Raw genomic sequence first — 14,912 nt, forward strand, 5'->3', positions numbered from 1 at the left:
TTGATTTCGCTACAATATCTCCGGATCCGAACTAACGCTTTTTTCTCTAACGAGAAGTTTTTTCGTTTTCGGAACGGCAAACAATATCGATCCCATTAAATAGCAAGCCTGGACTCCCATCCAATAGAATTCGTTTACTGTACTTCCCTTCCATATTTTGAAATAATAAAAAGAAATGACTATTAGAGCCATAGCCACGAAATAAAAACCAATGAATATTTTGCTTCTGGTTGCTCCCAGTATTTTGGTTAAGAAAGACTGAATGGCAATTCCAATTAGAACAAAGACTGGTAATGTGAAATAAATCGTCTCAGTTAAACGCTGCATCGGTCCGGTCCTGACATCAATATTGTTCATAATAACCAGGTAAATCAGACCACCACCAACAGAACAAACTATTATCAGAACAATAATTGTAAATAACAGATAAATAAAAAAGTCAATGATTTTTTTCATTAGTTAAAAAAATGATGTTGATAAAGTTGGGGTGAAATTAAAGGTTTTTTGGGGGAAATGAAAGAGAGGGATAGGGCTTGAATTAATGGTGAGTTCTTTCTCTTTTGAATCCTCTATTTTTATTGTTAGGCAATTTTGTTCCTCTTCATTTTTGTCTTGACACAAAAACGAAGCAAAAAAGTCAAGACGAAATTAATCCGCCTCACTCACAAATTTCCTTCCCACCCTCCGGAATTTCGTCATTGCCACCGCGCCCTTCTAAGAAACATGATAATGGAATGTGGCTATCATAACCCTATTGAATCTCGTGTTCCGAACAAATTGTGTCAGCAATTTTTACTGACGATAAAATGTCAGCACCTTCGGCTTTGCGGCCTTTGCGCCCCCATGACGATCTCCTTAACGTCGATGTCAGGGTCTATCGATTTGCGGTGTATTTATGATTTCTATTCGTCCATGGAACGATCTCCTATCATCCTATTAATCCTAATAATCCTAGTTCAGACAATCTCCTCTTCATTTTTGTCTTGATCCGTGACGAAGCAAAGCTTGTCAGGATTTTCAACACAAATGCTGACGATGATATCACATGTCAGCATCGAAGAAACAAACCCATGACGATAAATGTCAGGGCAGAACAAAAAACCCGTGACGATGCTATCGCATGTCAGGGTCATAGAATCAAGACAATATCAAATCCCCCGAAAGCAGAGTGAGTGTGGGAGTGAGAGCGGGGATTCATGATATTCAGGTGGAGATATAGATATATATTGCAATAAATTGCGTTAGCAATTCTCTGTGCCCTCTGTGCTCCCATGACGACCTTCCTTTGTCGGGGTCAGGGTTTTCAACTCTGTGGTGAATTAGATAAACAGCTTGCTGTTTTTCCCCTTGACGACTTACAGTGTCAGGGCTTTCAGCTTTGCGACCTTTGCGACCCCTTGACGATCTCCTAATGTCGATGTCAGGGTCTATGGATTTGCGGTGAATCTTTTATTCGAGTCAAGAGCAATCCTGTTAATCTATTTTAATCCTGGTTAATCCTTACTGACGAGGCACAGCCTGTCAGCATCCATGAGGTTCTCCAATTTCGGGTCAAGCATTCTAATAACTTAATAACCTAATCTCTAATAACCATACACTAAAATTCAACAGATCTCTCACCTCAGAGGATTCAAGATGATGACAAAATGAATCAACAGTATTTTAATTAAACCATAGTTCGTACACTCATATCAGGATAGTGAGAGCCTGGTTCTTACTAAAAGCACAAACCAACCCCGACCCGTCATTTCGCTCGCCTTGTGCTGGAAGCCGAGAGGCGCAGCTGCAAGGAGAAATCTGTCTGTGAAATGCAGTATTTAGTTATGCAAGTGGGTTTAAAATTCGAGTCAACGGTGGTAGAAAAATTTCTTTTAGTTATAGACTATGCAAATAAGCTCTTTAATTTTCTATACTTGAAAGGGAAATAAAGTCCAGTTATTAATCCTAAACTAACAGAAGCCCGATTAACGATCTTGTCTTTGACGGAGGTCTTAAGAAAATCATCTGATAGGTAACCTTGTTCTATCACAGCTTTTAAAGATAAATGGTCTTTATAGCCCAGGCCAATAGAAATGATCAAATATAAAATGATTAAAACGATCCCCCACTTAAATGAATTAAAGTGTTGATTGATAGATTGAATGATATATCCAAAAATGATATATAATGGGATTATTACCAATAAAATAAACATTGGAAGTCCAACTACATCTATAATGTCATTATTTAAATAGATCTTTTTGATGAGATTATTCCCAAAATACAATATAGCTACGGCGCCAAGAAGAAATGCTAGTTTAATTAATGCCTTCATAAAAAATGAATCTGAAGAATGATTAGTCAATTTCAATTAAAAAATAACTATTAAGATAATACATTAGTAAATAAATGAAGACCATGACACCCTCGTTATTGACTAAAAATAAATGGCGTTTCACTACCAGTGACTAATAACCTAAATAACCAATAGAGGTGTAAATTTAATTATATCAAGAATACGTTAATTTTGTCACCTTCAAATTCAATGGCTTCCATATTCCAACAATAAGGCCGGCCGTCAACGCTGCAAGACTAATCGCTTTTTGCAGGAATATACTTTTTATCAGTTCTACTGCCTCAGCACCCTTACTTTCAACAACAAACATTATCACATTATAATCCTTGATTTCCATAAAAATTTTGGGAACTAAATATCCTATAATTAAAAGTATACCAAATGCGAGTATAGAATATACTTGATTAATCGATTGAATTAAGTATCCGATGATGAAAAGTGATGGAAGAACTATTAATATCTTGTAGGTAGTAAATCCTATAACATCACTGAAATCAAATATCTGTATCAACTTAATAAAATACTTGTATCCGAAATGCAATGCGGCCAGACAGCAGCCCGTAATGAATAATTGAAAAAGGTATTTCATAAAATTATCTAGTCAAAAAAATCTCTCATAATTAATGAATTAAATTGAATTCACAAAAATGAATGTTCACAGATTATCAAGTGTGATTGAATTTAAAACTAAAAGATGCTGATATTTGGAGAAACATACTAATAACTTAATAACCTAATCTCTAATAACTAATCACAAAAAAAAGAGCCCAGTCTCTCAACCGGGCCCGGGGATCATAATCATAAATATCTTACTTCAGATCGATAGCGATCAATTTCCCTTCTCCGAGGTTTACTGCATAGGCAAGACACAGATCTTCCACTTCAGGATTTACCTCAAAACCGATATATCCTTCAGATAATTCCCCTCTCTTAAGGTCTACCTGCGGAAGATTGTCTCCCTTGTTTGTTTCATATAGAGCAGGAGCATATTCTTCGCCTGAAGCATCTCTAAGAAAGAATTGCAGCATGCTTGATTTCCACTGTTCAGCATCAATGTTTTCTACCCGGGTCTTGATATATACCAGTTTCTTACCTTCTGAAACCTCGAATATTTCCGGATCTTTAGATTTTGCCTCACCAAATTCCAATACAGTAATACGACGACCTTCACTTTCAACTCCTTCGTTCATTTTACCAGTCGTTACATCACCATAATAGGCAACCGTGTTTTCAACAGCAGGTGAAGATGATTCTTTAACTTCAGTTTGTTCAACAACAGCCTCGACTTCTTCAGTAGATTCAATTTTCTCATCAGATTTGGATTCCGAACAAGAATAAACCAGCGATGATAATGCGATCAAGGCGATAAAAAAAAATGGTTTGGTTTTCATGATATTAGGCATAGTGTTTAAAAAGCCGCAATATAAGGGGATTTATTAATTAAGGAAAAAAATAATAACAACTTTTGACCTTGTTATCGCCCTGCTTAGAAGCAATTATCTGAACTGTGGTTTCAAATATTTCTGATTCGGTATTTTAAGAGATATCAACTTCTCTGTGATTTTTATCTTTAATAAAAGCTGAGCGAACAGACTTAGATATAAACAAAAGTATGCCGACAATTAATAAAGGGAAGGTCAGTAAAGCAGTAATGTTTTTGGTTGTTAGTTCTTGATATCCAATTCTGTTCAGCATAGAGAATAAAAATGTTATCGTTTCGATGGAAAACATTAAAATAAAGATCCAGGGTTGAACATTACCCCGAAGTCGCTGAATCAAGAAAAGCAAACCAAATCCTATTATTGGCATTAAAATCAAACTAAAAGGAGTGATGTCGAAATTGATGATTGCTCCTGAGTTTTTCTTAATCACTTCTTCAACGAAATAAATTATTCCTAAAGCAAATAGATTGGTAATAATAAATGCGATTGTGTAGGTAAGGAAGTCTAAAAACTTTTTCATTATATAAAACAAAATAGGGTTGATAAATCGGAGCTAAAAGTAATAATTGTTTTTGGTATTTGAAAGAGGGTAGAAAACCAGAGTGAGAACGAAGAATCATTGGATTAAGTTAAACCGATAGGTGGTTAATGACTCTTGTGATCAGAACAAAATTGCGTCAGTAAATCTCCCCAAGTTCTCCGAGTCCCCTTGACGACTTACAGTGTCAGGGCTTTCAGCTTTGCGATCCCTGCGACCCCATGACGATCTCCTTAACGTCGATGTCAGGGTCTATCGATCTGCGGTGTATTTTTTTTCGAGTCAAGAGCAATCCTGTTAATCTTTTTTAATCAGGGTTAATCGTTACTGATGAAGCAAAGCTTATCAGCATCTGCGACCCATGACGATGCTATGCATGTCAGAGTCTGCGAGGTTCTTCAATTTCGAATCAAGCGTACTAATAACGAATAACTCCTAATCTAATAACCGACCACTAAATCACAATCCAATAGCAATCACTTTACCTTCCATTAGATCTACTGCATACGCCACTGCCAGGTCATTATCCAGTGCATCCACTTCAAACCCAATATATCCCGTAGCTGAACCTCCAACCCCTAATTCCGAATTTGGAAAGTTTTCGCCCTTGTCTATTGCATAGAGGGAAGGAGCATATTCCTTACCTGAAGCATCCCTGAGAAAAAATTGCACCATACTTGACTGCCACGGATCGGTTCCCGTATTCTTTACACTTGCTTTGATATAGACAAGTTTTTTATCCGGAGCGACTTTAAAAAGATCAGTATTTTTAGGTTTTGCCTCACCAAACTCTGTTACAGTGACTTGTTTGCCATCCATTTCGACTGGCTCATTCATATTTCCTTTAACAACATTATTGTAATAAGATTCAGTGTTTTTAACAGCCATCGATGGTTTGGAAGCTTCGGTTTCCTCTTTGCTTTCATCTGCATTTTCTTTTCCATCAGAACATGAGATAATTATTGAAAAGCTAATTAACAGCCCGAGTAGCAAAGTTGAAATTTGTGTATTCATAATAATTAACGTTTAGGGTTTCAATTTATAGGTTATAAGTTAAGATTGGAAATTTTAGTGAATCTTAGTTGAGAAATATAAAAATTAAAAGATCCTGATGAATCATAGTTCACCAGGATCTTCCTAACCCGTGTACTTTTTAAAACCTAAATGAAAATTAGAGAAAAAGGTTGTTGATACGTAACTTCAGAAGTTGAGCCAAATTAACTGTTAAACAGATACCACCTTACCACAAGTGTTACCAAACTATAATCATTTAGATGTAGTTAACCTTCCTTAGAAGTACCAACAACCAGCTGTCTCACATAATTAGTACACAATTAAACCCTTAAAGTAAATGCGACCTGCAGTTTAGTTTCCAAACCTTGATAGAGATTAGCATAGCAGATCGCATTATTGTTTTGGTTGACAGTACTCAAATATAATTCGGCATTTTCGGAATAAAAATGAATTGATATTAAATCTGAGTTAAATGACTGTCAAATAATTCGGTTTTTTTAAAAAAGAGCAGATATATGACTTTTTAGTCATAACATGTCATATAAATGCACTTTTTAGGGGTGTTGATTTGTATTTATTTGATTTGAACAAAAGGCCATCAAAAAGCTGACGCTAATGAAAACAGAATGAGAGTGGAGATGCCAAAAGCACAACTCAACACTCTGGTTGTCATTTCGCTCGTCTAGTGCTGTAAGCCGAAAGGCGTAGCAGCAAGGAGAAATCTGTTTGTATAATGCAAATATTGTATTTATGTTGATCTAAGTAGGGTGAGGTTAAAACATTTAATTATTTAAAAGCAACATTTTTCTCCGATTATTAAGATCTCACTGACGATAAATGTCAGTGTCTACGACTCACTACAAGGGATTCGAGATGACGAGAAAATTGAGACTTCAGTTTCATAAAGCAGCTTTCTAATAACTTAATGTCGGATCTAAGATCGTATTTTATTATAGGTTCCAGATGTTAGCGTAGCGCATCTGGAACAGCATTTGTGTTGAGTAATTTACCTGCACCAGCGAGAGGCTAACGCCAGAAGCAGACAATTTCGAGTCAAGCGTACTAATATCCAATAACTTAATCTCTAACATCTAATCTTATGCCCTGGTTCGTGTCCTCACGAACCGGTTGTTAAGCATTTTAATGAAGCAATTTACCGGCACCAGCGCGTGGCAGGCGCCAGGGACTGTATTATTATATATTACGTTTTCAGTAACCAATCACCCAATAACTTAATGCCTAATCACCTTATCTCTAATAACTCCTGCCTGCCTTCTTCACTTTCACTACAACCATCACGCTTAAGGCAATCATTAAGAAAGCAGTGACATATACAAAATCTGGAATAGGCATTGGATCTCCCGCTGCGTAGCTGTGAAGTCCGGAGAGATAATAGTTCACTCCGAAGGATGTCATGATAATCGACCAGAATGCAAACATACTGGCAATATTAAGCACAAGGAAATTATTTAGTTTAGGGATAAAACGAAGGTGCAATACAATGGCATAAACGATAATGCTGATCAATGCCCACGTTTCTTTCGGGTCCCAGGCCCAGTACCGACCCCATGATTCGTTAGCCCAGACACCTCCTAAAAAGGTTCCGACTGTCAGTACAAACAACCCGATCGTCATTGATATTTCATTGATGTAACTCAATTCTTTTATCCGTAAATTGATCGCTTCCTCATTTGATGAATTTCTGATCAGCATCAAGATTATGACCATTAAACCAATGAGAGCAGACAATGCCAACGGAGCGTAGCTGCTGACAATCGTAGCCACGTGAATCTTGAGCCAGTAAGACTTTAATACCGGCATCAAATTGGTGATTTCAGGATTTATCCAGTCAAGGTAACTGACGAAAAGTAAGGCACCTGAAAATAGCATCGTCAATGGTAAGGTGAAATCAGACTTGCGGTGAACAATAAACCCGCAAAGTAATAATACCCATGAAACGAATACCAGCATTTCATATCCATTACTCCACGGTGGATGTCCGGAGACATACCATCGAAGAATCAGGTTCCCTGTAAATAACAAAAACGCAATGAGAGAAATGACTATCATCAGATTCCATGAAACACTCAAAAATTTATTCTTTTTAAATATTTTGACCAATGCCAGAATTAACATGATAATTCCGATGGTAAAGCAGGCCTGAAAGAGCCAGAAATTTAAATTGAGTTTATTGTATAATATCTCTGCATTGACGTGCTTATAATCCGGAATATATCCCTCTGCTAATACCTGCTGATAAGTGTGGATGTAATCAACCTTTTCGATCGCATCAGATAATTTGCCTTCTGCAAGGTCATTGAAGTAAGCCGGGATAATATTTTTGGCAAAAGCCCGGTCTTCAGCATTAAAATTCAAAAAGTCGTGATTGTAGCTGTACCACGTTTTTTCTTCATCATTTTTAGCCGGGAAAATTTTCAGGTAATTCCCCGAGATCACATTGAATACTATGTTAAATCGCTCATCCAGTTTGATGATCTCTTTATCCTGTTCATTTCTGTTTGCAGGCTTTTTTCTTGTCGCTTCTTCCACCTTATCAGAAAGAATATACTGCCCGTTAGGACCCAGTAGCGCTGAAAAAGGAATTCGTTCCTTTTGTGTTAACTCTTCACTCAGGACAGACTGTAACTTGTCTCCATCTATTTTTATTATCGGAATATTCTGCCAGATAGAAGGATACATCATCATCGAAATAAACACCTGGTCCGGGTTGAGATGGATGCTTTTTTCTCCTGAAGGAATTTCTAAATAGGTTTTTCTCGATATTTTTCTAAGAAATTCTGATGACAGGGTGTTGATTGGTTTTATTCTTCCATCCAGGTCCTGTACAAGAATTCTCCCGAAATATTCAGCCTGTTCTTTATTAACGATCACTGGTTTATCAGCAGGATTTTCCTGAGCTGATAGTACTAAAGAAGATCCTAATGTCAACAGAATGATCAGTGTTGAAGCTTTACCCTTCAGGTTTTTCAACTTTTTATTTAACTGGTAATATCGTGATCCTTTTCCAAATAAGGTCCAGAACATACCAATACCCATCAGGAGGTATCCTGCATAAGTAACCAGCGTGCCGGGTCGGTCTTTGTTTACAGACAATACTGTTCCTTTTTCATCTGTATCATAACTTGCCTGGTAAAATCTGTATCCTGAATAATCCAGTACATTGTTCATATAGATTCGGTAAGGAAAAGATTCAGATTTTGATTTAACTACTACTTCACTGGCATACGACGAAGGGCTTGATGATCCGGGGTACCGTTCCAGTTGAAAATCTTCAAGTTTAATAGAAAACGGCAATTGAATTGCTTTGGATCCATACGAAACATCGAGTGACAGATCTTCTACTTGCACGGTATGCACGGTGGGGAGAAATCCTTCACGATATAACAGGTCAAAGTTCTCGCTTTCGTCTCCAACGGTAACTTTCATCCGGAGTACATCTTCTTTGACAGGATCATTGTCGCCTGGTTTTTCAGGACTACTGATAATGTCAATGACACCTTTATCATGATAATTTAGTGGAACAAAAGACAGGTTGTGTAACCTGAAAACGGTTCGCAATGAAATTTTTTGGAGGCTGTCGGCTGGTATATGGCCAGGTTGCTGACTGGCCATGATGAAGTAATCCAGCGGAAGGGGAGACTCAATATAGAAATCTTCCCCTACCTTTTTGATATTAATTGCGTCCTCGTTTTCAGACTCGAATCCTACAGCATGTCCATGCTCACCAAAGAGTTGGGTTTCTCCTTTTTTCAGAATATGTGTTTCACGGCCTTCACCTTCTGAAACGACCATCTCAATAAATGGCTCTCCCTTTTGATCATCGCTTTTAATTTCGACAGTGGCGTCGGGAAGATAATCGATCAATTCAATTTGAATATTCCGCCCCTGGAATTCAGAGTTCCACGAAAGGTCACTGTTTGAAAAATCAGAGAAGTTTGCTTCCTGTGAAAGCCCTTTGTGAATATCACCTTCAGAGATATGGACCTGCAGAAACTTCTTATCTGAAATGATTGTATTGGATGATTCATTTTCCCGAATACGCATTATTCCGCCCTCTGAATGATATCGCGTGATAAATGCGCCTGTTATGATGACCAGAAAGGATATATGAAACAATAATACTGGCCACTTTGGCTTTTTGTAGAGCCGGTATTTATAGATGTTTGTCAAAAAAGCGATAGCCAGGCCAAACATGATGAGCTCAAACCACCATGAATCGTAGATCACCTGCCAGGCAGCAGCTGTTCCGTAGTCATTTTCAATGAAAGTTGCTACGGCCATAGAAATGGCAAAGGTCAATAGCAACATGAGCGCTAAGGCCGAAGAGCCAAATAATCGGTAAAAAAATCGCATAATCCGGAATTAAAAAACTATCAAAGATATTTAGAAAACGTGCTCTATTTAGCGGATGCAGAAACTTTTTCTTCGTCCCACTTTTCTTGCCGCTGCTTAGCTTGTTCCAGCCATTCAGGCAGAAGATTTTCTTTGAATAGTTCTTTTTCTTTTCTCAACTTCTCCATATCTAAACCTATATATTCCTGGGCTTTTTCTTTTGTTGATATATCTGGCATTTCCACAGGTTGATTATATCCTAATTCAGCCAATAAACGTGCTATTTTTACTCGTGCTTCTTGTGCGCGGACAAGTCCGGAGCTCAGAACTCTTGAAATTTCTACCGGTGAATGGAAAGTAGCACCATGAGCTGCAGCAGCATAATCCCATCTCCATTGAGCATGCCTGATGTCCATTAGAATAGAATCCATTTGCTGTTCGCTGGCCCCAAGATCCCAGCATTTTTTTGCTTCAATATGAGCTTTAACAAGCATTTTCTCCAGATCAATCCTGCTTTCAGCTACCTTGCGCTGTCTTTCATATACATTTTCTTTCAGTTTCTCTGCTTCCTCCCTGTGACAAACCTGGCAGGCATTCTGAATATTATTCAACGGAGACTGAATGTGGTGATCAGTAAACTTTGTTCCACCGACACTTTTATATGGCATGTGGCAGTCTACACAAGAAACACCCCTGTCAGCATGCACGCCGGTGAGATATGTTTCATATCCAGGGTGCTGAGCCTTAAGCATAGGGGCTCTGCTGAGTTGATGTGTCCAGTCTGAAAACTCGATGTTGTCATAGTATTTTTCCATGTCCTCAGCCCGCATTCCTTCTTTCCATGGGAAAACAAGGTAAGGTGTTCCTTCTTTACCCGGAAGGTTCTTGTTGAAGTAATATTCAACGTGGCACTGAGCACATACCAGTGACCTCATTTCCTGGTGAGTAACCTTGGTTATATCTTTTCCCATAGCATCGAAGGCTTCGATCAATGCCGGTCGGGAGATCTTTAATTTCATAGAGTTTGCATCATGGCAGTCTGCACATCCTATCGGATTCACTATCTGATCACCTTTACCAGCCCATTTTCCTGAATAAAATTCAGCGACCCCAATCTCATTCATCAAGCGGGGCACATCAGGACTTTTACATGTCCAGCATGTCGCCGGCATTGGCCCGTCATTGGGTCCGGTAGGTCCACCGGTACGCAAAGTATTGTGAATATCCTCGACAGCATAATAGTGCCCGCGGCCCTGATTATAATCCTTAGAGAATCCATAACCGGCCCATAATATCACGAGGTTAGGATCTTCTTCCAGCATATCACGCATGGCCGAACCACCCTGGTAAGAAACAAAACCTGTGTCGGATGTTTGTAAATAAGATTGATATTCCAATGGATAATATTCGCCCCAAACAGCATTTCGGGGCTCATTTTCACTGATGTCAGCCTGGGGTACATACTTATACTTAGACTCGTTCTTTCTGTTGATAATGCTCGATGCCAGTAATCCCAAAAGGAACACAATAACTAATGTGACTATAAAAAGGACCTTGTTTTTCATTTTGAACTGCTTTTGGATTCGTTAATTTCTTTCTTAAGCCAATCTGGTATGACTACTTGAGTTTGGTTGGTTGGTAATGGTGCAATATTATATTTTACAGTTGATAATCCGTGTAATTTTCCATGGGGAACCGTTCGGTGGCAGCTCCAGCAGGTCCTGTCTAACCGGTCTGATTTGTGAGATTCAATCCAATCGGTATAATTGGCCTGGGTAACTTGCTGCACATGGCATCGGATACAGTTGTTTTGAACAACTTCTTCGGATTCTTCACGCATAAAGATCACTTCCGGTTCAGCCCGAAGTGTAAATATGGTCGCATGATATAATCCGTCTTTTGCTTTAAAATAATATTGATTGAAAATATTGTCATGAGGAACATGACAATCGTTACACGAGGCCCACTCTCTGTGTGAGCTGTGCATCCAGCTATTATAAACAGGTGTCATCACATGGCAATTGACACAGGCCTGGGGATCATCGGAAAGGTAAGATACTACGTGAGCTTCGTAAGCAATAAAAGCACCTAACCCCAGCAATGATGCTATGGAGACCGTTGCGACGGTCCTCCATCCAGTTCTTTTCTTCGGGAAAAAATTCTTAAAAAGTGACAATAGGAATAAGTCGTTTTAATTGTCAAAAGTTAATTAATTAAATTATATTTATCAAAGAGAAACAACCATTTATCACCTCAATTTTTAGCACGATGAGACCATTTTTCATTGCCTTTTTTTTGATGATTTCCTATGTATCTTATTCCCAGGAATTTACTCTTGATCTGGATCTTCGGGATCGGTTTGAATACCGTCACGGGTTTTCAACTTTATTTCCTGACAACACCGAACCGGCTGCTTTTGTCAGGCAGAGAACCCGCCTGAAAATGGGTTATACCAGTTCACTTTTGGAAATAAAATTAAGTGTTCAGGATATTAGTACCTGGGGAGATACCAGGCAGATACTACCCTTCGATGGCAATGATTCTTTTATGCTTTTCGAAGCCTGGGCAAAGATCTATTTGAATGAAAAATGGGCAATTAAGGCGGGTAGACAGCCGATTTCTTATGATAACCAACGAATACTTGGCGGACTGGACTGGGCAATGCAGGGAAGGACCCATGATGCGTTTATGATAAAGTACAATAAAAAGGATTTTAAAGCTGACCTGGCATTTGCATTTAGTCAGGTGGGGGAACCGATTAATGGTAATGATTATAATATCACGGGTTTTTTCACTTATAAAACGATGCAGTTTGCTTACCTCTCTAAGAAATGGGATAAGGCAACAGTGAGCTTTCTATTTTTAAATAATGGCTTTCAAGCTTATTCTGATTCGGCAAATACTGTTGCAGACGGTGTTTATAACAGGCAAACTACCGGATTGTATTTTTCCGCTCCTGCAGGAGATTTTTCTTTTAAAGGATTTGGATACTATCAATCGGGAAAAGCAAACAAGAATTCTGATCTAAGTGCGTACGATTTGGGACTGGAAGTAGCATTCAGTCCGAATAAGTCGGTCTTCGCTGCGGGAGTTGAGATATTAAGTGGAACTGATCAGTCCGGGTCAGAAAATAATAATTCATTCTTCCCTTTATATGGTACTAACCACGCTTTCAATGGGTATATGGACTACTTCTACGTGGGGAATCATGCGAATAATGTTGGCCTCAATGATTACTATCTCAGCAGTACATTTAAGCCTGGTAAAAATAATTCATTGAAAATGGCTCTTCATTATTTTACTGCCAATGCTGATTTAGCTGCAACAGATGATAAGGGACTGGGAACTGAGATAGATTTGGTCTATACCCACCAGATTGTGAAAAATGTAAAAGTTCAGGCAGGATATTCACATATGTTTGCTTCTGATCAAATGAGTCTGATCAAAGGAGGCACTACCAATGAAAACACGAATAACTGGGGTTGGGTTCAACTTTTTGTTAATCCGAATCTTTTTACTCATAGTTTAAATAAGGAAGAGTGATCAGCCCTGGTTCGTGTCCTCACGAATCAGTTGTTTAACAATATAGAGGTACCAGGGTGACGCCCCGCGCCAGGGACATTAATAATAGTTGAATCATTAAAAATAGCAGCTGTTCGATATGTTCCGCAGGGCATGTCGAACTATGGATAGATCGGATCTAAGATCCTTTTTATTCAAGCTACTGACGATAAATGTCAGCATCTTCGATTCAAGATGCGCTAAAGCTAACATCTCGAAGAGCCACAGAATAGAATGTGGTTATAAGCCCTGGTTCGTGTCCTCACGAACCGGTTGTTAAGAGAATTTTAATGAAGCAATTTACCGGCAGGAGATTTAAGAAATGGAGAATCTTGTTAATCTATGAATTCTGTGAATCCTGATTCAGATAACTTTATTGTCCGTTTTTGTCTTGACACAAAAAGGACCAAAAAGGTCAAGACAAAATCAAACCCCCGAAAGCAGAGTGAGTGTGGGAGTGAGAGTGGAGAAATATTATTTTAAATTGGAACTTCTGAATTCAAATTATGCTCGTATTGTAAATAAATTGCGTCAGCAATTCTCTGTTTCCTCTGTGCTCCCATGACGACCTTCCTTTGTCGGTGTCAGGGTTTTCAACTCTGTGGTAAATAACATAAACAGCTTGCTGTTTTCCCCCTTGACGACTTACAGTGTCAGGGCTTTCAGCTTTGCGACCTTTGCGCCATTGCGGTTTATTTTCTTATTCGAGTCAAGAGCAATCCTGTTAATCTTTATAAATCAAGGTTAATCCTGGTTCACGAATTTAGAATAATATGTGATTCAGAAAATCATAGAATCCACTTTTAAATTTTAAGACTAATCATCTCTTCATTTTTGTCTTGATACAAAAACGAAGCAAAAAGATCAAGACAATATCAAATCTCCTTACACACTATCCTTCCCACCCTCGTGATATTGCCATTCCTACCGCGCCCTTCTAAGAAGTATTTTAATTGTATGTGGCTATTATTATCCTCCTTAATCTCGTGTTCCGAACGAATTGTGTCAGCATTTTCTTTGCGACCCTTGCTTCTCGGCAGTGTATTTATGATTTCTATTCGTCCATGGAACGGTCTCCTATCATCCTATTAATCCTAATAATCCTAGTTCAGACAATCTTCTTGTCCTTTTGTCTTGACACAAAAAGGACCAAAAAGGTCAAGACAAAATCAAACCCCCGAAAGCAGAGTGAGTGTGGGAGTGAGAGTGGAGAAATATTATTTTAAATTGGAACTTCTGAATTCAAATTATGCTCGTATTGTAAATAAATTGCGTCAGCAATTCTCTGTTTCCTCTGTGTTCCCATGACGACCTTCCATTGTCGTTGTCAGGGTTTTCAACTCTGTGGTAAATAACATAAACAGCTTGCTGTTTTCCCCCTTGACGACTTACAGTGTCAGGGCTTTCAGCTTTGCGACCTTTGCGCCATTGCGGTTTATTTTCTTATTCGAGTCAAGAGCAATCCTGTTAATCTTTATAAATCAAGGTTAATCCTGGTTCACGAATTTAGAATAATATGTGATTCAGAAAATCATAGAGTCTACTTTTAAATTTTAAGACTAATCATCTCTTCATTTTTGTCTTGATACAAAAACGAAGCAAAAAGATCAAGACAATATCAAACCTCCTTACACACTATCCTTCCCACCAATGACGAAGCTAACGCTTG

At 38.4% G+C, this 14,912-nt stretch carries 10 protein-coding genes; 1 reads left to right on the plus strand and 9 read right to left on the minus strand.

Translation table 11 applies throughout. From position 1 onward, the window contains the following. Positions 1 to 9 precede the first annotated feature (9 nt). From OO013_RS07310 to nrfH, 9 genes are all read right to left on the minus strand, one after another. Positions 10 to 456: a hypothetical protein gene (locus OO013_RS07310; RefSeq protein ID WP_266056067.1), complete on the minus strand. Its 447-nt coding sequence runs from the start codon at positions 454 to 456 to the stop codon at positions 10 to 12. Positions 457 to 1,882: 1,426 nt separating this feature from the next. Next, positions 1,883 to 2,314, minus strand: coding sequence for a hypothetical protein (locus OO013_RS07315; RefSeq protein WP_266056069.1), 432 nt, complete (start codon positions 2,312 to 2,314; stop codon positions 1,883 to 1,885). A gap of 175 nt (positions 2,315 to 2,489) precedes the next feature. Continuing rightward, a complete protein-coding gene (locus OO013_RS07320; protein WP_266056070.1) occupies positions 2,490 to 2,924 on the minus strand; it encodes a hypothetical protein in 435 nt (144 codons plus the stop codon). Between the two features lie 220 nt (positions 2,925 to 3,144). Beyond that, on the minus strand, positions 3,145 to 3,726 hold the full coding sequence (locus OO013_RS07325; protein WP_266056071.1) for a DUF4352 domain-containing protein: 582 nt from the start codon (positions 3,724 to 3,726) through the stop codon (positions 3,145 to 3,147). A 145-nt stretch (positions 3,727 to 3,871) separates the two neighbouring features. Continuing rightward, positions 3,872 to 4,297 (minus strand): hypothetical protein, encoded by a 426-nt coding sequence (locus tag OO013_RS07330; protein ID WP_266056072.1) that lies wholly within the window; start codon positions 4,295 to 4,297, stop codon positions 3,872 to 3,874. 477 nt (positions 4,298 to 4,774) lie between these two features. Next, a complete protein-coding gene (locus OO013_RS07335) occupies positions 4,775 to 5,329 on the minus strand; it encodes a DUF4352 domain-containing protein (RefSeq protein WP_266056073.1) in 555 nt (184 codons plus the stop codon). A 1,254-nt stretch (positions 5,330 to 6,583) separates the two neighbouring features. Further along, on the minus strand, positions 6,584 to 9,703 hold the full coding sequence (locus OO013_RS07340) for a cytochrome c biogenesis protein (RefSeq protein ID WP_266056074.1): 3,120 nt from the start codon (positions 9,701 to 9,703) through the stop codon (positions 6,584 to 6,586). Between the two features lie 44 nt (positions 9,704 to 9,747). Further along, entirely contained in the window at positions 9,748 to 11,247 is a 1,500-nt protein-coding gene (nrfA, locus tag OO013_RS07345) for an ammonia-forming cytochrome c nitrite reductase (RefSeq protein ID WP_266056075.1), read from the minus strand. Next, positions 11,244 to 11,858, minus strand: coding sequence for a cytochrome c nitrite reductase small subunit (gene nrfH / locus OO013_RS07350; protein ID WP_266056076.1), 615 nt, complete (start codon positions 11,856 to 11,858; stop codon positions 11,244 to 11,246). Before nrfH ends, nrfA begins: the two co-directional genes overlap by 4 nt. A 92-nt stretch (positions 11,859 to 11,950) precedes the next feature. On the opposite strand from nrfH, the gene OO013_RS07355 reads away from it, so the two are divergent. Further along, positions 11,951 to 13,225 (plus strand): alginate export family protein, encoded by a 1,275-nt coding sequence (locus OO013_RS07355; protein ID WP_266056077.1) that lies wholly within the window; start codon positions 11,951 to 11,953, stop codon positions 13,223 to 13,225. Positions 13,226 to 14,912: the final 1,687 nt, after the last annotated feature.

Source organism: Mangrovivirga halotolerans, from assembly GCF_026241165.1.
Lineage (GTDB): Bacteria > Bacteroidota > Bacteroidia > Cytophagales > Cyclobacteriaceae > Mangrovivirga > Mangrovivirga halotolerans.